Source organism: Flavobacterium sp. 2755, from assembly GCF_031455715.1.
GTDB lineage: Bacteria > Bacteroidota > Bacteroidia > Flavobacteriales > Flavobacteriaceae > Flavobacterium.
In genome coordinates this window covers 39,142-61,975 of sequence record NZ_JAVDTG010000013.1, presented here as the reverse complement: position 1 = coordinate 61,975, position 22,834 = coordinate 39,142, and the positions used below count along the sequence as shown (strand labels likewise).

Annotated in this window: 28 protein-coding genes; 12 read left to right on the top strand and 16 right to left on the bottom strand. The window is 39.2% G+C overall.

The annotated features are described in order from the left end of the window. Positions 1-271 precede the first annotated feature (271 nt). On the bottom strand, positions 272-1,555 hold the full coding sequence (locus J2Y38_RS22725; protein ID WP_309847186.1) for a hypothetical protein: 1,284 nt from the start codon (positions 1,553-1,555) through the stop codon (positions 272-274). Positions 1,556-1,568: 13 nt separating this feature from the next. Next, positions 1,569-2,102 (bottom strand): hypothetical protein, encoded by a 534-nt coding sequence (locus J2Y38_RS22720; protein ID WP_309847184.1) that lies wholly within the window; start codon positions 2,100-2,102, stop codon positions 1,569-1,571. A gap of 816 nt (positions 2,103-2,918) precedes the next feature. On the opposite strand from J2Y38_RS22720, the gene J2Y38_RS22715 reads away from it, so the two are divergent. The 7 genes from J2Y38_RS22715 to J2Y38_RS22685 all read left to right on the top strand — a co-directional run bounded on the left by J2Y38_RS22715 (position 2,919) and on the right by J2Y38_RS22685 (position 8,463). Next, the gene (locus J2Y38_RS22715; RefSeq protein WP_309847182.1) at positions 2,919-3,371 is read left to right on the top strand and encodes an Hsp20/alpha crystallin family protein; all 453 of its coding nucleotides are present in this window, start codon (positions 2,919-2,921) and stop codon (positions 3,369-3,371) included. A gap of 64 nt (positions 3,372-3,435) precedes the next feature. Beyond that, positions 3,436-4,590, top strand: a complete 1,155-nt coding sequence (locus tag J2Y38_RS22710) for a cation:proton antiporter (RefSeq protein WP_309847181.1) — start codon at positions 3,436-3,438, stop codon at positions 4,588-4,590. A gap of 332 nt (positions 4,591-4,922) precedes the next feature. Continuing rightward, a complete protein-coding gene (locus tag J2Y38_RS22705) occupies positions 4,923-5,282 on the top strand; it encodes a DUF6766 family protein (protein WP_309847344.1) in 360 nt (119 codons plus the stop codon). Further along, positions 5,165-5,623, top strand: coding sequence for a CinA family protein (locus J2Y38_RS22700; protein ID WP_309847341.1), 459 nt, complete (start codon positions 5,165-5,167; stop codon positions 5,621-5,623). Before J2Y38_RS22705 ends, J2Y38_RS22700 begins: the two co-directional genes overlap by 118 nt. Positions 5,624-6,017: 394 nt before the next feature. Further along, the gene (locus J2Y38_RS22695) at positions 6,018-6,305 is read left to right on the top strand and encodes a hypothetical protein (RefSeq protein WP_309847180.1); all 288 of its coding nucleotides are present in this window, start codon (positions 6,018-6,020) and stop codon (positions 6,303-6,305) included. Between the two features lie 313 nt (positions 6,306-6,618). After that, positions 6,619-6,972: an SPW repeat protein gene (locus J2Y38_RS22690; protein ID WP_309847177.1), complete on the top strand. Its 354-nt coding sequence runs from the start codon at positions 6,619-6,621 to the stop codon at positions 6,970-6,972. 321 nt (positions 6,973-7,293) lie between these two features. Then, a complete protein-coding gene (locus J2Y38_RS22685) occupies positions 7,294-8,463 on the top strand; it encodes a zinc-dependent alcohol dehydrogenase (RefSeq protein WP_309847175.1) in 1,170 nt (389 codons plus the stop codon). Positions 8,464-8,583: 120 nt separating this feature from the next. On the opposite strand, the gene J2Y38_RS22680 is transcribed toward J2Y38_RS22685, so the two are convergent. From J2Y38_RS22680 to J2Y38_RS22655, 6 genes are all read right to left on the bottom strand, one after another. After that, positions 8,584-9,537, bottom strand: a complete 954-nt coding sequence (locus tag J2Y38_RS22680; protein ID WP_309847172.1) for a hypothetical protein — start codon at positions 9,535-9,537, stop codon at positions 8,584-8,586. A 532-nt stretch (positions 9,538-10,069) separates the two neighbouring features. Next, on the bottom strand, positions 10,070-10,996 hold the full coding sequence (locus J2Y38_RS22675) for a helix-turn-helix transcriptional regulator (protein WP_309847170.1): 927 nt from the start codon (positions 10,994-10,996) through the stop codon (positions 10,070-10,072). 45 nt (positions 10,997-11,041) lie between these two features. Next, complete coding sequence (locus J2Y38_RS22670; protein WP_309847166.1) at positions 11,042-11,974, bottom strand: NAD-dependent epimerase/dehydratase family protein; 933 nt, start codon at positions 11,972-11,974, stop codon at positions 11,042-11,044. 6 nt (positions 11,975-11,980) lie between these two features. Then, positions 11,981-12,709, bottom strand: a complete 729-nt coding sequence (locus J2Y38_RS22665; RefSeq protein WP_309847164.1) for a type 1 glutamine amidotransferase domain-containing protein — start codon at positions 12,707-12,709, stop codon at positions 11,981-11,983. A 99-nt stretch (positions 12,710-12,808) separates the two neighbouring features. Further along, entirely contained in the window at positions 12,809-13,264 is a 456-nt protein-coding gene (locus J2Y38_RS22660) for an STAS/SEC14 domain-containing protein (RefSeq protein WP_309847161.1), read from the bottom strand. A gap of 147 nt (positions 13,265-13,411) precedes the next feature. After that, positions 13,412-14,416 carry an SDR family oxidoreductase gene (locus J2Y38_RS22655; RefSeq protein ID WP_309847159.1) on the bottom strand — a complete coding sequence of 335 codons (1,005 nt, stop codon included), beginning with the start codon at positions 14,414-14,416 and terminating at the stop codon, positions 13,412-13,414. A gap of 409 nt (positions 14,417-14,825) precedes the next feature. Between J2Y38_RS22655 and J2Y38_RS22650 the strand changes: the two genes are divergently transcribed. From J2Y38_RS22650 to xseB, 4 genes are all read left to right on the top strand, one after another. Beyond that, positions 14,826-15,404, top strand: a complete 579-nt coding sequence (locus J2Y38_RS22650) for an NAD(P)H-dependent oxidoreductase (protein WP_309847157.1) — start codon at positions 14,826-14,828, stop codon at positions 15,402-15,404. Positions 15,405-15,573: 169 nt separating this feature from the next. Next, positions 15,574-16,194 (top strand): ferritin-like domain-containing protein, encoded by a 621-nt coding sequence (locus tag J2Y38_RS22645; RefSeq protein WP_309847154.1) that lies wholly within the window; start codon positions 15,574-15,576, stop codon positions 16,192-16,194. A gap of 150 nt (positions 16,195-16,344) precedes the next feature. Next, positions 16,345-16,722 (top strand): response regulator, encoded by a 378-nt coding sequence (locus J2Y38_RS22640; protein ID WP_309847152.1) that lies wholly within the window; start codon positions 16,345-16,347, stop codon positions 16,720-16,722. Continuing rightward, positions 16,709-16,930 (top strand): exodeoxyribonuclease VII small subunit, encoded by a 222-nt coding sequence (xseB, locus tag J2Y38_RS22635; protein WP_309847149.1) that lies wholly within the window; start codon positions 16,709-16,711, stop codon positions 16,928-16,930. Before J2Y38_RS22640 ends, xseB begins: the two co-directional genes overlap by 14 nt. A 221-nt stretch (positions 16,931-17,151) precedes the next feature. On the opposite strand, the gene J2Y38_RS22630 is transcribed toward xseB, so the two are convergent. Both J2Y38_RS22630 and J2Y38_RS22625 read right to left on the bottom strand, forming a co-directional pair. Beyond that, positions 17,152-17,376: a hypothetical protein gene (locus J2Y38_RS22630; protein ID WP_309847146.1), complete on the bottom strand. Its 225-nt coding sequence runs from the start codon at positions 17,374-17,376 to the stop codon at positions 17,152-17,154. Positions 17,377-17,470: 94 nt separating this feature from the next. Next, on the bottom strand, positions 17,471-17,791 hold the full coding sequence (locus J2Y38_RS22625; RefSeq protein ID WP_309847144.1) for a hypothetical protein: 321 nt from the start codon (positions 17,789-17,791) through the stop codon (positions 17,471-17,473). A gap of 259 nt (positions 17,792-18,050) precedes the next feature. Between J2Y38_RS22625 and J2Y38_RS22620 the strand changes: the two genes are divergently transcribed. Continuing rightward, positions 18,051-18,299, top strand: coding sequence for a hypothetical protein (locus J2Y38_RS22620; protein WP_309847142.1), 249 nt, complete (start codon positions 18,051-18,053; stop codon positions 18,297-18,299). Between the two features lie 157 nt (positions 18,300-18,456). Here the strand turns inward: J2Y38_RS22620 and J2Y38_RS22615 are convergent, their stop codons facing one another. From J2Y38_RS22615 to J2Y38_RS22590, 6 genes are all read right to left on the bottom strand, one after another. After that, positions 18,457-20,808: a UvrD-helicase domain-containing protein gene (locus tag J2Y38_RS22615; protein WP_309847140.1), complete on the bottom strand. Its 2,352-nt coding sequence runs from the start codon at positions 20,806-20,808 to the stop codon at positions 18,457-18,459. A gap of 242 nt (positions 20,809-21,050) precedes the next feature. After that, on the bottom strand, positions 21,051-21,296 hold the full coding sequence (locus tag J2Y38_RS22610; RefSeq protein ID WP_309847136.1) for a hypothetical protein: 246 nt from the start codon (positions 21,294-21,296) through the stop codon (positions 21,051-21,053). 114 nt (positions 21,297-21,410) lie between these two features. Next, entirely contained in the window at positions 21,411-21,650 is a 240-nt protein-coding gene (locus tag J2Y38_RS22605; protein WP_309847134.1) for a hypothetical protein, read from the bottom strand. Then, positions 21,613-21,825: a hypothetical protein gene (locus tag J2Y38_RS22600; protein ID WP_309847131.1), complete on the bottom strand. Its 213-nt coding sequence runs from the start codon at positions 21,823-21,825 to the stop codon at positions 21,613-21,615. Before J2Y38_RS22600 ends, J2Y38_RS22605 begins: the two co-directional genes overlap by 38 nt. Positions 21,826-21,829: 4 nt before the next feature. Continuing rightward, positions 21,830-22,012, bottom strand: coding sequence for a DUF3606 domain-containing protein (locus J2Y38_RS22595; protein ID WP_309847128.1), 183 nt, complete (start codon positions 22,010-22,012; stop codon positions 21,830-21,832). A 196-nt stretch (positions 22,013-22,208) separates the two neighbouring features. Beyond that, positions 22,209-22,829: an alpha-ketoglutarate-dependent dioxygenase AlkB gene (locus J2Y38_RS22590; protein WP_309847126.1), complete on the bottom strand. Its 621-nt coding sequence runs from the start codon at positions 22,827-22,829 to the stop codon at positions 22,209-22,211. Positions 22,830-22,834 lie beyond the last annotated feature (5 nt).

Sequence of the window (22,834 nt, the reverse complement as noted above, 5' to 3'; positions counted from 1 at the left end):
GGAATATTGGGCTACGATTTTCGTTGATTTTAAAGAATATTAAAGAGCAAATAGAAATATTTGCTCTTTTTTTGTTTCGGTATATATTTTGGATTACAAAAAAAAGTGACTCTACTGTTTAAATATCTAAAATCATTTTATTGGTCAGTAAATTTATTTTTTCACTTTTAAATTTAATAATGCATTTTAATTGTCTGGGTGCAAGGGTATAACAAAATACTTGTAGCATCTTTTCTTTATTTATATCAATCAGGTATCAATTTATGAATGCTTACAAATGTTCTAATTCTAATTTCTGAATTTCAACATATGCTTTTTTTGTAACCACATAACTATACACAGCAAAACCCAGAAGATACTTATTAGGGAAATAGTTAACTTCGGAAGTCATTTCAAGAGGCAAATCGTTGATTTTGCAAGAAAATAAATTTCCTTTTTTAGTGATAGTAAGTTTAATATTTTCATCAAAACTGATACCATTATTGTGATATTTTTCAGGTATAGTCAGCATTTTTTTGGATTTACCCATTTGCATTATAGATATCCCCATTTCTTTGTCGAAAATTGGTTTCTCTTTGGGACTATCATCTTTCTTTTCTGTCAAAACACCATATTTATCAGACACCGCATATTTTAAAGGAGTAGTTATAATTAACATTCCTCCGTTAAAAGAGTGCATTCTTTGTATTGTAAGTCTATAACCGTTGCCAATTTCCATAGTAACATATTGGTCATCTTTTTTATCCATTTTAAAATATAGATTCATTGAGAAATCTTTTGAAAAATCAAATTTTTCGACATTTTTATAGGTGTTGTCAAGTTCAAAAAAAGCCATTTTTTCTGAACTAAAAAATGAGGCTTGTGTTTCAGTACTAATTTTTAAAGCACCATTTTCAAGAGTAGTTGGATTTTTTGTATAACGATATCTTCCATCATCTCTTATTGAAGGTTTTGAATTGACCACCCAATTTTTAATATCGTCAACTTCATCGACAATTTTTAATTTTTGGTATGTTTTTCCATTTGTATTTAATCTTGTTAAAGTAGGTGTAATTGCTTCTAGTTTTTTCGCAATTGCTTCTCGTTTAAGTTTAGCTTCTTTTTCTTCCTTTAGAGTTTGAAACACATCTGCAGCAAGTTGTAATACACTTGCATTAATTTTTCCATTAAACAGGTCATTTACTCCGCTTTGATAAATCATTTGCTTTTGCAAATTTTGTTGGTAGGCTTGTTTTTTATCTTGCGGGACAAATGAAATCAGACTACTGTTAATCGAAGATAAATAATTGTCAATTGACAGATTTCCCTGTTTAAGTTTGCCTAATTCTCCAGTAAAGTTGGCCGTTTGTAAAAAGCTGCTTACCTGCTCATCATATCCAAAAACGGCTTCTAAATAATTTTTTGCACTGGTTTCATCTATCTTGCCATCTACAAGTAATCCCTCTAATAAAGTGCCAAAATCCCCGCCGACAGCGTTTTCAAAAGTATTAGTATTGTTTTGTGCATTTACAATACCACTGAATAGTAAGATGATAATTAAGTTTAAATTTTTCATAAATACGTAACGTTTAGTCAATTGATACCGCATTCCATTCCTGTGTTGTAATTACATCTGTGCATGGACATTTTGAAACATTTTCTAGAATAGATTTTAATCCTCTGATAATTGGGGGTAAATAGTTAGAATAATCGGTATAAGTGCATTTAGCTAGTGCAGCCGCACCACAAAACGTCCATGCCTGCACTTCAATGGGGTCGGTTTGACTTAAGTTTAGATACTTGTCATACAATGGGCAATTATCAATACCTGAAAGCAAAACTTCTTCTTTCTTTGTATTACCTCCCTGATACGTGTATAATCCCTCGCCTTGTCCTTTCTTGCCTGCATAAAATTGTGTGTTACTTATCACTCTAACATAAAAGACTTGTGAGTATTTAGCTTCTGTGTGCCAATACGTATTCCCATTTGTATGCACGTATTGGCTTTTACGGTTGGGTTCGGTAATAGTTATAATATCATCTTTATGTTCAACAACTACTGTATATAAATTATCAATACCATTTAATGAAGAATTACCTGTATAATTACCCGATTTCAGCACTTGCGCAATTATAGTGTTCACACCAAATACACAAAAAAATAATAAGATACTTTTTGTCATTTTCAATAGGCTGTTTGTTTTACAATGAAGGGCTGTTTGTTTACATATCTGACAAAACTAAACAAAAATATTTATAATTTGTATATCTATGATTTTAACAAGTCTACCAATAAAGCAAAAATGGATTAAGTAAATACAAACGCACCCAAATGGATGCCATCAAAGCTCATCTCTTTTTAATATAATAAAGTTTTGGAAGTCTAACGAAAATTGGAGAAGAAGAAAAGGGTGGAAATGCACTTTTTATTATTTTTAGTAAATCTCTTTTTTACGGCAGAAAATAATCTTTAAAATCCGCCTTAACTTTTTGTGCAGAAAAGGTATCCTCTCCAAATTTATCCTTACTATATTTTGACTTAAGGAAACTTCTTGTTTCCATTACTTTCTAAAAGATACGAAAATTAAATCATTTTAGATTCTTTCGAAGAGTTAAATCAGTGTTAGGAGCGAAATTTAAGATTTTAATCTTAATAATATGTATACTTATTTAGGACTAGCAAACTTCTGCCATCATTTTCATATTTTTAGAAATTTCTATAGCCTTTCTGTTAGTAAATGAAAGTTAAGTTTTTTTCATTATAGTAGCTGTAGGATTACAACAAAATGTCATTTTGATAGCTTAGAGATGACATTTTTTCATTTAGAATTGTGAAAAAATGTCATCTTATTCCACTGGTATATTTTTTGTTTTTTTTCTAAAGCACACCTTAGTGCACGTTCAAAAATTTATTGTATAACAATTTAAAAATTACTGTTATGAATCTTATTAAAAGAAATGGAAGCCCAATTCCGGCTTTTCAACGCTTGTTTTTTGATGATGTTTTTGGCCGCGATCTTTTCAATTGGGAAAACAACAATTTTTCAACAACAAGCACTACACTGCCATCTGTAAATATTAAAGAAACAGATGATAATTATGAAGTAGAAGTGGCAGCACCCGGAATGAACAAGGAAGACTTTCAGGTAACCCTGGAAAATGATCAATTGCGTATTTCTTCCTCAAAACAGCATCAGGTAAATACTGACGAAGAAAATTATACCCGCAGGGAGTTTAGCTATCAATCCTTCCAGAGAAGTTTTGTACTGCCTAAAAATGTAGTAGACGAGGATAAAATTCGTGCCCGCTATGAAAATGGACTTTTACTGTTGTCTATTCCAAAACTGGATCAGGCTAAACAAAAGGCTCCAAGGATGATAGAAATTTCTTAAAATTTTCATTAATGTTTAATTGAAAGCTGCCCTCTAAGGCGGCTTTCTTGATAATTATTAAAACATGATCTCACAATTATTCTCAGGGATAGCTGTGCTTTCTCTTATAGTATTATTGCTTATTTTACTGCTGCGGCGTTTAAAGCAGCCTTATTTTATTGCCTACATAGCGGCTGGGATACTTTTAGGACCCCATGCATTTAACATAATCCATGAGCCTGATGTGATTAAACAAGCGGGCGAGATAGGGATTATAATTTTGATGTTTTCTATTGGAAGTGAAATTGACCTTGAATATCTTACACGTAATTTTTATAAACCTTTGTTGATTACATTCGTGCAGATTTTGATGAGTTTTATCTGCATGTATAGTATAGGCGCATACTTAGATTGGAAAATTACAATTATACTTTTAACGACTTTCATAATTAGCCTGAGCAGCTCAGCTATCGTATTTCAATACTTGGCAAGGACTGGTGAAATTAAAAGCCAGCTTGGGATGATTACCTGCGGTGTTTTACTAATGCAGGATATTCTTGTTATACCGATGATGTTGACGTTAAATTTTATGTCCGGCAATACTGTATCAATGCAGCAATTGATAAAAGTATGTGCAGGAGGTCTTTTAATGATTTTGTTTTTAAGAGGTGCTATTACTAAAAGACTCTTTAAAATTCCAATGCAGAAAGAGCTTACAGCCGACCATGAACTACAGATTTTTATAGGTTTTAGTATCTGTTTCACAATGGCCTGGATTAGTGGATGGTTTGGCCTGTCAACCGCTTTTGGAGCTTTTGCTGCAGGGATCTTAATAGGACATGATAAAGCAACACACTGGCTGGGTGAATCACTTATCCCTTTTAGGGTGTTTTTTATGTCTTTCTTTTTTTTAGCTGTGGGACTGCAGCTAAATATTAATTTCTTTATTGAAAATGCAGCAACAATTATATTGATCTCATTTACCGTGATTTTTATAAACAGCCTCATCAATACTATTCTTTTTAAGCTGGCTGAAAACTCATGGAGAGACAGTCTTTACGGCGGGGCTCTTTTGTCACAGATTGGAGAGTTCAGTTTTATTTTAATGACTATGGCAGCGGCTTTAAAACTAGTAGAAAATTATACTTATCAGATAACTCTGGCTGTTATTACGCTAACTATGCTGTTAACTACCATCTGGCTCATGATTATCCAGCGGTTAATTTACAGGCTGAGCTAGGGAGTGATCTGCAATCAAATTGAGTTTTATGTAATTCGTTGACTAATGAATAATAAAAGTGGGAACAGATTTATAAAATTGCGCTGTTCCATCTTCATACCCGTGGAAAATTCTTCGACCAGATCTTAGTTCAGGAATATTTAAATTCTATTTCAGTACAATAAAAATTTTATAAAATAACAACTAAATAATGTAAGAATAATTCCTGTGAAGAATTCAAATTTGTGTTGTAAAAAAAATACATTATGAAAACATTTTTTCACAGCAATAGACTCTCTGTGTACTCTTATTGCTGTTCATTTTTACGGCACTCTCAAGGATGAAACAAACAGCTGTACTTAAAAGGGCTTCTTCCTGAAACCTCGGGCAGATATGTCGAAGATTCGAGATTTTGGTTTGAATCCTTCCAAAACTGGCAGAGTGAATTCCTATCGGTATTTGCCGTCTTGATACTGTCCATTTATTTCTGCCAGATTGTATCATCGCAACCTATAAACCCTTGGATGCGTCAAATATGGAAACGGGAGGATAGTAACATATTAAAAAAGAACAATTTATGCCATCAGAAATTATTATCAATTGCAGCAAAGCTATTGCCGATCGAGGCTGGAATATTGCCTTTGCTGAAAGCGCGTCGGCCGGAAGGCTCAGTGCTGAATTTTCGCTTACCGAATATTCAGGAAAAATTCTAAGGGGAGGAATTACATGTTATGAAGTATTTGTCAAGGAGCAGATCCTTCATATTCCTCACAGCCTGATAGAACAGTACACTCCGGAATCCCCCGAGGTTACTCAGGTCCTTGCGGAACGCAGTGCGTATATTTTCAACTCAGATATCACAGTTGCCCTTACCGGGCTTACCACAGCAGGTGGGAGTGAGAGCAGCGAAAAGCCTGTCGGCACCATCTTTTTATACATCATCACCCCTGTAGGGAATATCAAACATAGAGAAGTTTTCTCCGGGTCTCCCGAAGAAATAGTACTGCTGGCAGCTGACCGTGCAGCGGCACTTATTTACGAAAAAATAAGTTAGCAGCAAGATTAGTAATAAGATCAAAATTGCCATGGATTGCGGCAGTGCGGGCCGATCTGGAAAACATCACGGTGTATGGGAAAGAAAATTTCGTGACTACCTTTTAATTATACGCAGACATGGTTAAGTGTGCATTTTTTGCTATGCTTCACTATTACGTAATTTGAATGCTCATTTGTTTATGGGGTAAAATGTATTTACATTTTTTAGAATTGCTTATAAAATGCAGAGACATATAGGGCAGCACAGTTAACTTTACTGAAATCAAAATTAATTTGCTGTTTGTCAATGATCTTGCTGTGAATTTTTGTATTTCCAATGCAGAATTATGTAAGTAAAATGAAGAAAGCCAGCATTATTTTTGGCTTATGTATTAACTTAAAAAACCTGGATTATGAAAAGATCATCAAAAATCGCCGCTTTTGGGCTTGCTCTAATAACAGTTTTTGTTTTTTCATGTAAAAAAAACGAAGCAGCTTATGACAATGTTTCCAATGATAGCATTGATACTACTGTTGATAGTATAGGTCCGGCAATTGACTCCTCTGCTGCATTAAATTCCGGACAGAACGGCACTAACGGAACAACAGGTGCAGTAGGCGAAGGTTCAACAGGATCGGGAACTGCTGGTTCTACACAAAAGGGAAACCAGAATGTTAAAACGGATTCCATTTCAAAATAACACTACGGGTATTGAAGAATTATCCGCCTGTTTTTCTTTCCTAAAAAAAGCCGCAATTAAGCGGCTTTTCATAGCAAGTTGCCTGTGATAATTTTATAAGTTTTATTTTTCAGATTATAAAGTAGTGAAGGGTTTGGTTTGCTACTTTTAATAATTATATAATGGGTAATGTGCTGCCTTTCAGCCTGTAGTGCGTCTCATGAAGACGGGTCAGTGTTATTGTCAGACTGCCGTCAGAGTATGTATGCAGTTATTTCGCAGTTCAACTGTTCTAAAAAACGAAAAAAGTTTAGTAAATTAAAAAATACGGAATATGAAATTTTTAGATTCCAAGGTCCACGGATACATTGATTATGCAAGTGCGGTCCTATTTCTTATAATGCCTTCTGTTTTTAAGATGCAGACGGAGACGGTTCAAAGTATGGTTTTTTACATATTTGCAGTTTTTACTTTGTTTTTGGCTCTCCAGACTGATTATGAACCCGGGCTTTATAAAATTTTCCCATTTGCAGCCCATTTAGTTGTTGATTTTTTATCGGGTTTATTTCTTTTGGTTTCACCATGGATATTTAATTTTTCAGGTACCGTTTTCCTGCCTCATCTGATGGCCGGTATTTTGGTCATGACCACAAGCCTTATCACAGTCAGCGAACCGCAGACTATTTAGATTTAATTTATAAATTCAATTTTAATAGCAGACTGCATTAATTATTATAAAACAGGCAGCTTGCTGCAGCAGTCTTTTTTAATCTCTTTTAATTTATCTGAGATCAAATCAAAAATGAGTACTGCCGTGGTTGAAAACACCAGCATTTTTTAAAATTTCAAATCCTTTTTCAGGTTCATGATTTTTTTATTCCGCCAAAAACAGGCTTATAAATGTTAATTGCGGCAGTTTTTTATTTGTAAAATTTATTCTAAATCATGTAAGATCAGATGATTATAATTGAGTTACTTAGGGTTTCTATTAACTATAAAAAAAGCAACTATGAAAGCAGCAGTTATTCATGGGCCGGGTTCCATAAAATACGATACGGTGGATGATCCAAGATTGGAGGCCGGCGATGATATTATTCTTAAAGTAACGTCGACAGCAATCTGCGGATCTGATCTACATATTTATTCCGGTGGATTTCCTCAGCCAAGACCCATGGTTTTAGGCCATGAGTTTATGGGGATTATTGAAGAGGCAGGAGGTGGGGTAACACATTTAAAAAGAGGTGACAGAGTGGTGGTGCCTTTTCCCATAGCGTGCGGGAATTGTTTTTTCTGTAAACACGATGTTCCGGGAAATTGCGAACACAGCAACCCGGAGCATTATGGCCCGGAAGGGGGAATATTGACCGAGAAAGGCGGTGCCCTTTTTGGATATACAGATCTCTATGGGGGGTATGACGGAGGTCAGGCGCAATACGTAAGGGTTCCGTACGCCAATTTTGGTCCACGGGTGGTTCCCGATAACCTTACCGATGAGCAGGTTTTATTTCTTACCGACATCTTTCCGACGGGATATACAGGTGTGGACTGGGGCGAAATCAAAGGCGGGGAGACAGTAGCTATTTTCGGCTCAGGCCCTGTTGGTCTTATGGCTGCAAAAAGTGCCTGGCTTAGAGGCGCTGCGCAGGTCATTGTAGTAGATACTCTGCAATACCGACTTGATAAGGCAAAAATTACGACAGGATGTACAACCATTTTATGGGAGGACGGGCCCAAGGATGTTGTAGAGCAAATCCGTGATCTAACTCAGGGCCGCGGGGCTGATGTGTGCATTGATGCTGTAGGGTTCGAACCGGATCGAAATTTAGCAGACCGTATAAAGGCGACAGTTAATTTTGAAAAAGGTTCTATAAAAGTATTGGAAGCCTGCATGAGTGCTGTGCGCAGGAGCGGCATTGTTTCCGTTCTGGGTGTCTATCCGGTGAATTACGATAATTTTCCCCTTGGGCAATTTTTCGATAAAGGAATTATTCTAAAAGGCGGACAGGCCCCGGCGCACAAACATATCGATAAACTTTTGGAGTATGTGGTTCAGGGCAAAGTACAGCTGGATGATATAATAACACACAGACTGCCGCTGTCTGAGATTTCACATGCTTATGATATTTTCAAAAAGAGAGAAGACGGCTGTGTAAAAGTAGTTTTGGATCCCTGGAAATAATAAAAAGAAAAATCTGCAGTAGTGCGGATTTTTTTTTGCGGTAGAATGGATGCTAAAGGGGGGCTGCTGTAAATGCTGTAAACTTCACTGCTTATTACCCTGTCTGTTCATTAACCTGAACTAATCCATTAGCTGCGTTCTGGAAGCAATAAGACGGAACAGCGGTTCGTATTTTTTTATATGGGGGTCCAGATTTTGGCTGAGTGAGACAGGTCCAATACTTCCCTGCAGGCAATATAATTTCTGCTTATAGGTAAACATAAACTGCAGCATACGTATCTTTCGTTTCTGATTGGATAAGAAAAGCACTTCTTCTGTCTCAATCATTATGCCCGGCGTCCCGTCAATGGCTACAGACTCTGTCCGCATAAGGATGCTTTGAGGGGGAATCATCCCGGCAACAGACTTTTGGTCCAAAACGAGCGGAGCATCTTCTGAGGCCAGGTCATGGATTACTACCAGTATTTTTTCAGATCCATTGCCGGCATAGCTGGTAAACTGCTGCACCGTTGCCGGCATTTCAGCTTCAGCCGCCCTCCAGCTTTTGGGTATGGGGAGCACAAGGGCAGTATGGTCGGCTTTAAGATGATCTTTTGTTGAAAAGGTTGTTGTATGTCCGTCGATTACTTCCTGATGGGGTGCATCATGAAAAGCAAAAGAAATAATACCTTTCTGAATATCGCCAGATTCGCTGAGTTTCAGTTTAAAGGCGGCCTGTTTGATGAATTCCCTCGCATATTCTTCCTTTTGAACAGGATGTTTTAATTGTTCAAGTGCAAGCGAGCCGATATGCTGTTTGATCTTATTGAATTCCAGAACCCCCAGTTCGTCCTTTAAAAAATGCTCTATATTTTTTTCTGCACGGCCAAATATAACTTTTGAGCTGTTCTCTGCCGCGGCGACGTCATCTTTAAGCCTCGGAAACTCAAGTGCAACTTTTTTAAGTGCCTCCTTTTGTCCCAGTAAAAATGAATAGGTCTCCACCGCCAGGATCACTTTGGACGGGTACTTTTGATGCTGTGCATAACAGCATGCTGCAAAAGTAAAGTATAAGGATAAAAGCAATATTCGCATTTTGTGCTTACTTATAAGTGAGATTGTTTCAAAATTAAAATCTCCAAAAAGCACTGTACTTACATAATTTTCGGACGGGTTTATATAATTTCAACCTTAAAAAAATTCTGTTCGTAAGATTTTAAGTATCTGATACAGTTTATTGCCGGGGGGCTGCAGTGCAAAAAAAGTGATTTCCCAGACATCGAAAGCTCAGTCGGTTCCGATGGATTTCCGGCAGTAAAAATCGTCGGCTGCCGTCCAAAATAACTGCAGTTAAGTTGATGCAGTAAATAAATTAACACTTGTCTTCAGCATATTTTTGCGCAAAGGTATACCGTATGGAAAGGTGATCCATATTTAATTCAGGGCTTTAGTTCTGGAACTTGCCAGGCATTATAGTGTGTAAAGAATATCTCCGAACCTCGGGAATGTTTATTTTGATTTCATTCAATAAAGCAAGACAATCTTCGGGGCCGGAGTGAAGTCGAAATAGCAAATTAGATTTGTTGGGCTTTATATCACTTCATAAAAATACCTGATGAAAAGTTTTTTAGTGATTATTCAATTGATTAAAAGACTGTCTGTATTCCATAGGAGAATACGAAGTGCGGTTTCGGAACAGGCGGTGGAAAGACTGCGGATGCCCAAAGCCTAAATAATACGCAATTTCCGATACAGACATAGCTGTTAGGGAGAGAAGCTCTTTTGATTTGTCTATTACCCTGTTTTGTATGTGCTGCTGGGTTGTTTGTCCGGTATGAACACGTAACATATCGCTCAGATAATTGGCACTAATGTGCAGTTCACTGGCAGCAAACTGGACCGTTGGAATACCATTTGCTGTTAATTTGTCATCTTTAAAATAGCAGTCAAGCAGGTTTTCTAATTTGCTGAGTACATCATTATTAACTTTTTTTCTGGTCAAAAACTGGCGGTTATAGAAGCGGTCACAATATTTAAGAAGCAGATCAATATTGGAAACTAACAGGTCTTGTGTAAAGGAATCCATGCCGGCATCAATCTCAGTATTGATATTTTCCATTATATGCATTATGGATTTTTCTTCCTTTTCAGATAAAAACAGTGCCTCATTAACGGAATACGAAAAATAACCGTAATTTTTAATTACCGAAGCTAGATCATATCCCTGTAAAAAATCAGGATGAATAATCGCAGCTAATCCTTTGATCCTGTCAAGAAGGGCATCTTCAAAGTGAAGTACCTGATGCGGTGCCGTAAAATACATGATACCTTCATCAAAATCATAATATTGCTGCCCGTATTTACATTTTCCTCCGGCACATTCTTTCTTTAAGGCAATTGTATAAAAATCAGTTGTTACTCCCCTTAGTAATGTTTCCTGTTCCAGTTGTATGTCTTCAAAATTAAATATACTGATCAGAGGGTTTGATGGTTTTTTGAGTCCTAAAAACTGATGCAGTGCACTTACTGAGGAAACTTTTAACGGGGTTTTCATTTGGTGAAATTCTGATTTATATAAGTTACCAAGTTACAATTTATTTTATACAGTTAACTGCTCTGTTCTAATCTGCTCTATTCCCCGCTGGTAGGTTGTTACCTGAAAATCAGGGAAACGATTTTTAAATTTGGAATCATCAAATATATTGTCATATTTATATCTGGGAAGTAATTCTTGTAATTCTTCCAGCCTTTCATTGAATAATGCCCCAATTTTAAAAACAAAATTAGGCACTACTGAATACTTTAATTCTTTTCCATAGATCTCAGAAGCCAGGGAGATAAATTCTTTGTACGTTAATCTTCCCTCATCAATGGGAAGATGCCAGGTCTGGCCAAATGCGTCGGGAGTGCTGCCGATTAAGGCTGCTGCGCGGCTGGCATCAGGAGTCCATATCAAAGTTCTCAATTTATTGTCACTTATCGGTACTTTTAGTTTTTTATTTCTCTTTATGTTGTTGAAAATTAAAGTATTGGTAATACTCTGTGTTTTTGCGGGGCCGTAAAATTCGGGAGCTCTGCAGATTACTGCTTCCAATTCGCCTGATTTCATTTCATTTAATACCATTTCGGCCATTTGTTTTCTTATTTTTCCCTTTCTTCCCACCGGAGCAAAAGCAGTTTGCTCAGTAAGCACGCGGTCATCCTGGGGATACATATAGGTATTGTCAAAAAAAACCAGTTTTACTGCGTTGATTTTGCAGGCTTCAATAACGTTTCGTGTGATAAGCGGAAACTGCTTTTCCCACAAATCAGAGTCCATTGGAAGACCCAGGGTAAAATAGGCCGTTTCAGTATCTTTTAAGGCCCCAACTGCGCTTTCTTTAATGGATAAATCTGCTGAAAACAGGGTATCCGTATCGTTTACCTTTTTGGCATTCCTGCTTACAATCCGAATATCGGAAGTAAAATTTCTTTTTAGTTCTCTTGCCAGTTCTTCACCTATCTGTCCGCTGGCTCCTAATATAGTCTGCATAATTTTTTATTTACGTAGCTGCTGATGGCTTATTTGATTGTTCTGTTTTTTTAACTGCTTTATGACAACTTCTGCCATTTCTTTTGAACTGAAAGGGTTCTGTCCTGTAATTAAATTTCCGTCCGTCACTACTTTGGAAGTCATCGGGATGAAAGCTTTTTGATAATCCGGCCCCCTTTCCTTTAAAGCTGCTTCCAGATTAAAAGGCACATTCTTTTTTCGTCTGGCAAGACTTTCTTCAAACCAGCTGAATCCGGTTATTTTTCTGCCTTTTATCAAAAAATCCCCATTGGATAGCTTAGTATTCAAAAGCCCGCCTGCGCCATGGCAGATCGCAGCTACTATTTTATTGTTCTGGAAGTGTGCTGTGATAATTTTTTGTAAAATCGTATTGTCCGGAAAATCATACATAGTTCCATGCCCGCCTGCCAAATAAACGCAGTCAAACTCCTGATCTGCTATTTCGTCCAAATTTGCAGTGTGCTTCAGCATTGCTCTGAAAGCGGCATCCGACCAATATTTTTTTGAGATTTTATCTAAAACTAATGGTTTGAGGCTCTCAGGATCAATAGGAATGCCGCCGCCTTTTGGACTTGAAATGGTAATTTTAAATCCCTGCTGTTTTGCCTTATCATAAATATGGGTCAGTTCGCTTAGCCACAACCCGGTTGGCAGACTGCTGTTTTGGTAACTGCCGGTCCCGGTCACGACAATTAATAACTTTAAAACTTTCATAGTACCTTTTTTACCTCGGGCAAAGTTCGGATATAATTACAGTGTTACTGTATCTCAATCAACTAAATTTGTAACACAATCTCTGCCTTAAAATTTAAATTAGTCAACAGTACCGTTAAAGGGCTGTTTTTCTTCGGTTTTATACAGATCAGTATCGGGCAGGAGATCTGCCTGCCTGCCTGTATAAGGCATATCATTTCCGCTGATCCATCCCACAGCTTCATCCAGGCGTTCTTTTGCATAGGTGCGAAGTTCCCCTGAGGCAATGTAACTGAAACTTTTAGTGAAGGATGCCGCAGTCTGTGTGTTGGTTACTATAGCGGCGCGATGCCACTTTGCTAAATTTCGAAGCCCTATCAAAAGATCTTCAAGCCATGCGGAAACGGAAAAGCCTTCAAGTTGAGTTTCAATGAAGAATAAAAAATTGATTTCATTATTTGTTTCTATAAGTTTTCTGACTGCAGGCAAGATGATGTTTTTGTAATCATCTGCCGTTACTTCGTCTGTCGTACTGAACGCTACTGCATTGGCTGTAGCACTGATTATTTGTACCATATCAAAATAATTAACTAACGATTAGTTTTCTGACCGACATGCCCCCTATTGCCTGATATATGGTCTTGAAGGCAAAATGGACAGCAAAAAAACTACCCGGTGATCTTACGCAGATTATTTAACCCCAGAAGGCTCCTGAACTTTTTCTTAAGGATTCCCTTCCCCGCCGCTGGCGCCATATATCTGTCCTGTGGCGTAGCTTGCATCATTTGCTGCAAGCTGTACATAGATGGAGGCCAGCTCTGCAGGCTGTCCGGGTCTTCCCATAGGGGTTTGTGAGCCAAATCCTTTAAGCTTTTCCATAGTGGCCCCGCCGCTTACCTGCAGTGCCGTCCATACGGGTCCCGGTGCAACACCGTTAACCCTTATTCCTTGTGGGGCAAGCTGTTTAGCCAGCGATTTGATATAATTAGTAGTAGCGGCTTTAGTCTGGGCATAATCATAAAGGTCTTCGGTAGGGGCGTATGCCTGTACCGAACTTGTTCCGATTATCGACGCGCCTGCCTTTAAGTGGGGCAGTGCTGCCTTGATGATCCAGAAGGGGGCATAAATATTGGTTTTCATTGTCCAGTCAAATTCTTCAGTAGAAATATCCAGGATTGAGGCATGGGTCTGCTGTCTTGCGGCATTGTTGACCACGATATCAAGTCCTCCCAATGCCTTTACAGCCTGCTCAACGAGCGATTTGCAGAATGCTTCCTCACGCAGGTCGCCGGGTATTGCCACCGCTTTACGTCCTTCTGCCCTTATAAGCTGGATTACTTCTTTGGCATCCTCCTCCTCAGTGGGGTAATAGTTGATGGCAACATCTGCGCCTTCCCTGGCGTAAGCTATGGCCGCCGCCCTTCCCATACCTGAATCGCCGCCCGTAATAAGCGCCCTGCGCCCTTTCAGGCGCCCGGTACCTTTGTAAGTTTTTTCTCCATGGTCAGGTCTTGGATCCATCTTGCTGACCAGTCCCGGCCAAGGCTGGGACTGCTCTTTGAAAGGAGGCCTCGGATATTTGGTATTGGGGTCTTGATCACCGTTGGAAAGGTGGATCCCGTTTGTGTTTAAGCTGCCTGCGAGCACAGGGTTTATTGCCGCTGCAGCCAGCACAGCGCCCATTCCAGTAAGTGCTGAGCGGCGCGATATAGTGTTTTTAATTTCCATACTAATTAAATTTTGAATTGCCTATATAAATATTCTTATCTGTTTGATAATGAATCAAATATAGCTAATCCCTTTTTAGCCGTCCTTACAGAATTTTAGGATATTTTTTCAAATATTTAACGAAGTCAAAGGCCGCTCCGAATGTATAATTGCTGTTGTGTTCCTTTCGGTACGGCTCTGGCAGGCTCCACAGTAAGGTCTTCGGCAGTCGGGCTTCGCTGTGATGGAGCCTTTAGTGGGCCTATAATGCCCAATAATAAAATAAAAAAAGGCTGGAAAAGTGTAAAAAACTGCAGTCCAGTGTTTTGTAACTTTATAACAAAGTCTTCTGCAGTAAATAAAATTTTACCAAGGCGGGGATTACAATTGATAAAACCGCAGCGTAGCCTGCATTTAAAATCACTATGTTATGAAAGCGATTATACTTTTGGGAACCCTTAAAGAAAAGGGAAGGTCCAACACCCTGACCCTTGTTGAATTCCTGGGCACCTACCTTAAAAAGCAGGGTATTGATTATGAAGTGATCAGAATCGCCGGGCACCATATAGTGCCGGGCACTTATACACACATGGATGTGAAGGATGACTGGCCGGCGATTTACCAAAAAATAAAAGACGCCAAAATTGTGCTCTTTGCCACTCCCTTATGGTGGAACAGTCATTCTTCGGAGCTGCAGCGCTGCATAGAGCGCCTTGATGAAGTTTATGATACCATCCTTGCCGGTGAAGATTCGCCGCTGGAGGGTAAAATTGGCGGGGTAATTATAACGGGCGATTCTGACGGGGTGGAACAGGTCACGGGAAACATTGCCAATTTTTTCTGCAGCATCGGCATAACACTGCCCCCTTACTGCTCCCTGGGAGTAATTTGGGAGGGTCATGCGAAAGGGGCAAAGAAAACCAAATCCCAGCTTTCTGCATATTACCATAGAAATTATGTAAAGGATGCTCAGTCCATGGCAGAATCTCTGGCAAAGGCAGCCGGATAGGATATGTACGGGCACTGGCTGCTGCGCAGCAGTAGAAGGAGTTTTAATGCATATAATCCTCAGAGGGTCTTCAGAACATATTTAAATACTGTAAAAAACTGACAAAATGCTGTAATAACAACTGGGGAACAGCATTGTAAATTTGGGTATCATCTTAAAATAAAAAATTATGAAAACTGCAGAAAAAAATCCAGCGGCAAAAAAAAGCGCCGCCAAGTCGCCGGCTTCAAAATCAAGAAGCACAGCTTCAAAATCAGCTTCAAATGAAGCAGTAAATGCAAAACCGTCGGCAGCTGACGGCCTTAGAGAATTATTCACGGACTCATTGAAAGATATTTACTGGGCAGAAAAAGCTTTGTTGAAAGCACTTCCGAAAATGGCAAAAAATGCAACATCGCAGAACCTGATTACTGCTATCAACGAGCACCTTGCCGTTACCCAGGAGCAGGTCAGCAGGCTTGAAGAAGTTTTCAAATCGGTTGGAGAGAAGGCAGCGGCCAAGAAATGCGATGCTATGGAAGGTCTGATCAAAGAAGGAGAGAGCATTATGGAAGAAACAGAAAAGGGACCGGTCCGTGATGCGGGGATCATAGCTGCCTCGCAAAAGATAGAGCACTATGAAATCGCATCTTACGGTACCCTGGCAGCTTTTGCCGCTACCCTTGGAGAGGATGACGCGGTTTTACTGCTGGAGAAAACCTTAGCCGAGGAAAAACAGGCAGATACAACTCTTACAGAAGCGGCCTATAATACCATTAATTTTGATGCTGAGCAAGCTGCTGGCAAATAATAAGGAGGCGGGTGAAGATAACACCTATAAAAGGCCTGCACTGTTGTACTGTGCAGGCTTTTTTATTTTATATGTAAAGAGCTCAACCGCAGCAGGCTAAATTACGTATATTGAGAACTGCACGGCAAATGCAGTGAAAATAAAAAAGATATGTTATACAAAAATATACTGCTGATTGATGATGACCCCGAGGATGCCTCTCTTTTTTTAGATGCGGTGGATTTGCTGGGCAGGGATATTTCTGTGCGCTGGATAGGCAGTCCGGAGCAGGCGCTGGATGAGCTTAAAACGGGCATGAATGTGCCAGATCTTATCTTTCTGGATTATAATATGCCCAGAATCAACGGGCTGGAGATGCTCGGGAGGATGAAAAACAACAGTCATCTTGCAGGGATAGCGGTAATTTTGATTTCCAGCCCCGCGGAGGAGTTTATGGACAAAAGCCTGCAGGACAGCAGTATCATGCGTTATATCAAAAAGCCAAACAGTTTTGCCGAATTGACATCACTGCTGGATGCAATCCTGTAAAGAGAGAGAGAAACTGACCTATGAGGCGGCCCTGTCGGAGCTGACGGCCATTTCGAAAGAAATAGAAAATGAAACGATCTCGGTAGATACCCTGGCTTCCAAAGTGAAAAGGGCATCCGAGCTTATTGAGTTCTGCCAGACCAGGCTTAAAAATACAGAAGCCGAAGTCACCAAAATCATAAACAGGATGGAAAATCCCGGGACTTGAACGCATTTATATAATACCCATAAAGTTTGGTCGTTATAAATTATATAATCCGATAATGTGAATGCTTAAAATGGTCTTAAGTATTCTATTTTATAGGCCTCTTGCTTATAAGTCCCTTTACAGATGTACAGGGACTTTTTTATATAATGTACGCCGGATCGAAATAAAAAAAGGCAGTTTTTAACTTACATGATCAATTTTAAACAGCAGAAAATTTTGCTTCAGCTGATTTTCGATTTTATAAATTCATCCAGTATATGCTGGACAGAAAGCGAAAGGTCTCCCGCTATCAGCTCGCTTTCCAGTATATAGCGGTCCACAAAACCATCTGCTGCTTTTTCTATATCATTGAGTTTTTTGATCTGGTCCTGCTCATCGGAAACCCGGTATTTGTTTTCAAGCCACCCTCTAAAATCTTTTTCAAATTGCTGCTTTATATGGTCCATTTGATGCGTTTTAAATTATTAGATATAAGCCTTATGTTTTATCATCATTTGAAAAAAACTCCGGTTTTAATGTTATGTATTTTTTTATATTACACTAATATTCAAGCCTGTTCAGAATAAAGCCTTCCAGTTCTTTATCCACTGCTTTATCGCGCTGCGAAGAAGTCAGTATTTTGCTGTAAAGCGTGATATGGTTTTCGTCCAAAAATTCCTCAAGGTCCTTCAGGCACAATAAAAACGAGGTCCCGGCTGTCTCCCATAACAATTTGTTTTCCGAGGAAATGTCTGTGAGCACAATCTTGAAATGCTGTGATGCAGTATTATTTTCGTCCGTTTTAGGCTCAATAGTGATATGGAGTTCAAAATCATTGTCTATGTCATTATAGGAGCCTGTTAAAAAGTAAGCTAAAGTCATAATAATTGTGTTGGTTTTTAATTATCAGCTGTTTGCTGTAATGATGTATGTTTTCCATTATTTTTGCTATTAGAAGTTAATGCGTTTAAAATTAGATATATAGTGGTAGTTTTTCTTATAATAAAATAAGATATTTTTATCTAATTTACATTCGAATTACAGAGGAAATATCAATTATCTCAACTGCTAAACAGGTCAGATATTCAAATAATTTCTATATTTGATTGGAAAAAACATCAATATTTTTAAATTAATTGCAATGGAAAAGGAGATGAAGCTGAAGGTTCGAAAAGAACTCGATGCAAGGCAGCAGTCAAATATTATCAAATTAAAAGGGAGCTTAATCTCAAAAGGCTATACAGAGATTATACACATTTTGGATCAGGATGATGAATTCCACATCAATTCTTTTGAAATTGAAATGGCAGCGGCAGGTGAAGTGCAGGAGTATATTACAGCATTTATTACCAGAGAAAACCTTCAGGACAGTATATCAATTTTTAAGTAAGCACCGGCAGAAAGATTTAAAATTAGGCTAAAAAAGCACACCGTCATTAAAAGGGCACTTTATTAATTTTACAATACAGCAAGTTAAAACAAAGGCTGCATTACAGCCTGTTTTATGAGTGAAACGGGAGGCATTACAGGCCGATCGTAAATTATAGTTATTCCCAGAATTTCCACCTTTTTTTTCCCTGAGGACCGTGGTGGTTTTGATCATTAGTGCCGGATCCTGATGTGTCCTCAAAAATATCCCGATCAGCAGCAGGCAGATCATTTTCTAAATCCATAAAGGGATTTGGGGCAGATCTTAACTGCTCCTGCAGCTCCATTACGGAAAAATCAGTGCTTTGTTCTGACGGGGTATCCTCGGCATGGGTGAGGTGCCTGAAGCTGAAATCAATCGGCTTTTCTTTTCCTGTTTCAAAAAAATGAACGATATACTGGTTCTTTTCGATATTTATCCCTTTTATTTTCCCTTTGTTCCAAACCGGATGCAGAACCAGATCACCCTCTTTGAAGGCAGTGTCATTGTCTCCCTGGGCATTATTTGGTTTTGTTTTACTGCTTTGGATAATTTCCTGCGAGAGCCTGCCTTTTCGGATATAAAATTCCTCACTGATCTCAAATAGAAACCTGGATGGGTATTTATTAAGGCCGGTTGTGAAATTAAAACCTTCCGAATCGGTCATGTAAAATCTTTTCTCGGCCCGGGTAACTGCCACGTACATCAGCCTTCTTTCTTCTTCAATGGCACGTTTTCTTCTCTCTTTAATGGACAATGCACTTGGCAGCACCCCTTCGGTAAAACCGCAGAGAAAAACATAAGGAAATTCAAGGCCTTTGGAGATGTGGATGGTCATAAGCCTTACCTTGTCCTGCTGCTCGGTATCGGCATCCAGATCGGTATACAAAGCAATTTCCTGCAGGTACTCGATAATGTTCACCGGAGCATTATTTTCCTTTTCCAGCAGCAGCATTGAATTAACAAGCTCCTTAATATTCTCCAGCCTGTCCTCATCGCCGTCTTTGCGGTAAAGTTCAGAGAGTCCGCTCTTGTCCAGTATGATTTTTACCAGATCCGATATGGATTTTGTTTTAGCAGTTTCACGGAGATCCTTAATCAGTGCCAGAAAATCCAGGGCACCTTTTTTAGCGAGTTCTTTATCGGCTGCATTTTTTTCCAGTGCCTGCAGCAGGGAGAGATTCTGCTCTCCTGAGAGAAGGCTGAGCCTTTCGAGAAATTTCTTGCCCAGACCGCGCGAGGGCTGATTGTGCATACGCAGAAAAGAAAAGTTATCCCCCTGAACGATAAGTCGTAACATCGAAAGAACATCCTTTATTTCTTTTCTCTCAAAGAAACGGATTCCTCCAAAAATGGTATAGGGAATATTGTCTTTTATAAGCGCCTGCTCTATATTTCTGGAAAGATGATTGGAACGGTACAATATGGTGATATCAGAGTACGAGGCCTCTTCAGACTGCAGTATTTCTTTAATTTCAGAAGCTATCCACTTACTTTCTTCAAAATCATTTTTTCCGTGGAAGTGCACCACTTCAAAACCTTCAGGCTTGTCGGTGACCATATCCTTATCCACCCTTACCGTATTGTTTTTGATGATATGGTTGCCCACTTTGAGAATATTAGGAGTGGAGCGGTAATTCTGGTTCATGATGATGGTCTGAGTATCAGGAAAGATAGTGTCAAATTCCACCAGATATTCCGGCTTGGCACCGCGCCATTCATAAATAGTCTGATCGGGATCCCCGACAAGAAAAAGGTTCTGATGTATGCGGGACAGCATTTCCACCAGATGAAACTGGCTTTCGGAACTGTCCTGTGCCTCATCAACCTGAATGTAGTGCAGGTTTTCCTGCCATTTTAAAAGCACATCGGGATTACTGTCTAATATAAAGGCGGTAAAATGGATCAGATCATCAAAATCCAGGGCATAATTGCGTTTTTGTTTGTCCAGGTATATCTGGAAAACGCGGCTTGATAACGAATCACTCTGGTCGGGTTCAAAGCTTTTGTTTTCAAGTATATAACCAAGGTAATTTGAAGTGCTTTTCTGCTTGGAAATAAAGCGTAAAACCTGCTTGAAAGTCAGGTGTTTGGAATTGATCTCAAGCTCGGTGAAAACATCCCTGAGTATGCTTTTCTGGTCCTCGGCATCCAGTATGATAAAATTCTTCGGATAATGTATTTTGTTGATTTCCCCGCGCAGGAACCTGACGCAGAAACCGTGGTAGGTGGTGATAAAGCTCACATCATAGGTATCCCCGATAAGTAATTTTACACGTTTTTTCATTTCCTGTGCCGCCTTATTGGTAAAAGTAACGCACAGTATGCTGGAGGAATTAATACCCAGCCTGTCTACAATATAGGCAAATCGGGAGGTCAGCGCCTTTGTTTTTCCTGATCCTGCCCCGGCAATAACCCGTACGTAGCCTTCCGTGGTTTTCACGGCCTGCAGCTGGTTCGGATTAAGATTGTCTAGAATCGGGTCAATCATTTTTAAAACGGTATTTTTTTTGATCTATATTTACTTTGCTTTAAGCAGACTGATCAAATAGCCTGTCCTACAAAGTTATGCAATTAATTTGAGGTGAAATGATCCCGGTAAATAATTGCTTTTACCTCATATAAAGAATCCTGAAGAGAATCAGCAGTGTAAAATAGTACATAACTCTCTTCAGGATCTAATGGACACCCCTTTTTTATTATGCTGTTTAAAAACAGCTTTTGGGAAAAGGATTAATTATCTTCGTCGTCTTCAACGGCTTTCTCCTCATCCAGGGTTCTTCTGTCGGCATCCGGATCCCGTTCATCGGGACGCGGGTTAGGATGTTCCGAAGTATCGCTGTGTACTCCTGTGGTATCATTTTCATGCTGGTTGACAGCGGGATCTTTTTTCTCCATCAGCTCTGAATTTATGGAATCATCTGCCGCGTGATAGGTACGATCATCCTGATCGTAGGTATCGAAGTTTTCTCTTGACATAATTTTGTTTTTTTATTATTTAAAGTTTAATTAATTGTATTTAATATGCTTATTTAAAGTATTGCTTAATATTAAATGCTTAAGTATTAAATACGAATAAGTACTGTAAAATCTTTACAATTGTGATAGTTTAGAAGGATCGGCAGCCTCTTCCATGCTCTTTCCTTCGGGATTGTGTTTAGGTTCTTTTTCCTTATCGTGCCATGGTCCGTCTTTAAGATGTACCGTTTCTGCGGCACTTGCCCCTGAAGATTCCTGATCTGAACCGCTTGGAGCGTTTCGAATATTTTGATCTTCGGATTCGTTACGAATTTCTTTATTCTTGATGCTTTCCATGATTTTCGGGTTTTTCATTTTTCTCTTTATGATTTCTTAAGAGCTCACGGGCCTGTTTGAGGCCTGTGGCAATTGCGATTCCTTCTTCCGCACCGTCCAGAAGCAGGGCATTGGCTATTTCCACTGCTTTTTCCCTGAGTTCTGGCGGCTGGTTCTTGTAAGATGGGGGATAATCCCCGTTATACCAAGGCATGATATCAGCTGTTTTGTGCCAGATGTTCGCTAAAATCTTCTACACTGGTGCCGGCAGCCCTGACAGCATTTTTTAAAACTTCTTCAGGGACATTTAATTTTTCGGACCAATATTGAATTTCCTGCGGTTCTGAAATGTTGATATGTGCATCATCCGCTCTTCCTGTGTCTGCATTATTATCCTCCATGATTTTCATTTTTATAGTTTACCCAAAGTTATGATCAGGAAAAAAAATCCCGTTATATTATAAAAGACGATTTTTATAGGATTGCAATGATTTGCAGGATGTTATAGGATATTTAAACTGTTAGATCAAGCACATAATTTTATGAACGGACTGTAATGCAATTAGCAGCCAGTCATCCTAAAAGGAGTGCCCGGTTCTAGTTTTCTTTTACCTGCCGGAAGGTAAGGTTGATCCTCGGCAGCACGTTTCGTGCTGTTTTGGGTACCTGATGTTCCCAGCAGCTATTGGTGCTGCCGGCCATCAGCAGAAAGGTGCCGTGGTGCAGCGGGATTTCTATCGGCGCAATATGTTTGAGTGTTTTATGCCGCAGGCGGAACAGGCGCGTCTCCCCGAAAGTTACCGAGGCGATGTTCATGTTTTTATTGCTCGATGAGGTTTTGTCACTGTGCCATCCCACGCCGTCAGTCCCGTCCCGGTAAAGGTTAAGCAGTACGGCATTAAAACGGATCCGGGTTTCGTTTTCCACACGCTGCCTGATCTCAAGCAGTTCCAAAGGCCAGTCCGGATTGGATTTTCTCTCTGGCCTGTTGGTATCGCCGTACCAGGAAATCATCCTTGGGGCCGTAACCACTTTATCATACATGGGCATTTCATATTCCCGCCAATGAGTGGTTTGATATAAAAAATTATAATAGTGATCGGATTCTTCTTTATTAAAAAAATTATCGATCAGCAGCAGGTCTGCGTCGGGCACATCAAATATTCTTCTGCCGCCGTTTCCCGATGAGAAAATTTCGGTGTCATTAAAAAGCATCATTTTTT

Excerpts from the sequence above, each read along its gene's own strand:
- J2Y38_RS22725 (WP_309847186.1), bottom strand. The coding sequence starts at position 1,555 with ATGAAAAATTTAAACTTAATTATCATCTTACTATTCAGTGGTATTGTA.
- J2Y38_RS22715 (WP_309847182.1), top strand. The coding sequence starts at position 2,919 with ATGAATCTTATTAAAAGAAATGGAAGCCCAATTCCGGCTTTTCAACGC.
- J2Y38_RS22710 (WP_309847181.1), top strand. The coding sequence starts at position 3,436 with ATGATCTCACAATTATTCTCAGGGATAGCTGTGCTTTCTCTTATAGTA.
- J2Y38_RS22695 (WP_309847180.1), top strand. The coding sequence starts at position 6,018 with ATGAAAAGATCATCAAAAATCGCCGCTTTTGGGCTTGCTCTAATAACA.
- J2Y38_RS22690 (WP_309847177.1), top strand. The coding sequence starts at position 6,619 with ATGAAATTTTTAGATTCCAAGGTCCACGGATACATTGATTATGCAAGT.
- J2Y38_RS22685 (WP_309847175.1), top strand. The coding sequence starts at position 7,294 with ATGAAAGCAGCAGTTATTCATGGGCCGGGTTCCATAAAATACGATACG.
- J2Y38_RS22680 (WP_309847172.1), bottom strand. The coding sequence starts at position 9,537 with ATGCGAATATTGCTTTTATCCTTATACTTTACTTTTGCAGCATGCTGT.
- J2Y38_RS22675 (WP_309847170.1), bottom strand. The coding sequence starts at position 10,996 with ATGAAAACCCCGTTAAAAGTTTCCTCAGTAAGTGCACTGCATCAGTTT.
- J2Y38_RS22670 (WP_309847166.1), bottom strand. The coding sequence starts at position 11,974 with ATGCAGACTATATTAGGAGCCAGCGGACAGATAGGTGAAGAACTGGCA.
- J2Y38_RS22665 (WP_309847164.1), bottom strand. The coding sequence starts at position 12,709 with ATGAAAGTTTTAAAGTTATTAATTGTCGTGACCGGGACCGGCAGTTAC.
- J2Y38_RS22660 (WP_309847161.1), bottom strand. The coding sequence starts at position 13,264 with ATGGTACAAATAATCAGTGCTACAGCCAATGCAGTAGCGTTCAGTACG.
- J2Y38_RS22655 (WP_309847159.1), bottom strand. The coding sequence starts at position 14,416 with ATGGAAATTAAAAACACTATATCGCGCCGCTCAGCACTTACTGGAATG.
- J2Y38_RS22650 (WP_309847157.1), top strand. The coding sequence starts at position 14,826 with ATGAAAGCGATTATACTTTTGGGAACCCTTAAAGAAAAGGGAAGGTCC.
- J2Y38_RS22645 (WP_309847154.1), top strand. The coding sequence starts at position 15,574 with ATGAAAACTGCAGAAAAAAATCCAGCGGCAAAAAAAAGCGCCGCCAAG.
- J2Y38_RS22640 (WP_309847152.1), top strand. The coding sequence starts at position 16,345 with ATGTTATACAAAAATATACTGCTGATTGATGATGACCCCGAGGATGCC.
- xseB (WP_309847149.1), top strand. The coding sequence starts at position 16,709 with ATGCAATCCTGTAAAGAGAGAGAGAAACTGACCTATGAGGCGGCCCTG.
- J2Y38_RS22630 (WP_309847146.1), bottom strand. The coding sequence starts at position 17,376 with ATGGACCATATAAAGCAGCAATTTGAAAAAGATTTTAGAGGGTGGCTT.
- J2Y38_RS22625 (WP_309847144.1), bottom strand. The coding sequence starts at position 17,791 with ATGACTTTAGCTTACTTTTTAACAGGCTCCTATAATGACATAGACAAT.
- J2Y38_RS22620 (WP_309847142.1), top strand. The coding sequence starts at position 18,051 with ATGGAAAAGGAGATGAAGCTGAAGGTTCGAAAAGAACTCGATGCAAGG.
- J2Y38_RS22615 (WP_309847140.1), bottom strand. The coding sequence starts at position 20,808 with ATGATTGACCCGATTCTAGACAATCTTAATCCGAACCAGCTGCAGGCC.
- J2Y38_RS22610 (WP_309847136.1), bottom strand. The coding sequence starts at position 21,296 with ATGTCAAGAGAAAACTTCGATACCTACGATCAGGATGATCGTACCTAT.
- J2Y38_RS22605 (WP_309847134.1), bottom strand. The coding sequence starts at position 21,650 with ATGAAAAACCCGAAAATCATGGAAAGCATCAAGAATAAAGAAATTCGT.
- J2Y38_RS22600 (WP_309847131.1), bottom strand. The coding sequence starts at position 21,825 with ATGCCTTGGTATAACGGGGATTATCCCCCATCTTACAAGAACCAGCCG.
- J2Y38_RS22595 (WP_309847128.1), bottom strand. The coding sequence starts at position 22,012 with ATGGAGGATAATAATGCAGACACAGGAAGAGCGGATGATGCACATATC.
- J2Y38_RS22590 (WP_309847126.1), bottom strand. The coding sequence starts at position 22,829 with ATGATGCTTTTTAATGACACCGAAATTTTCTCATCGGGAAACGGCGGC.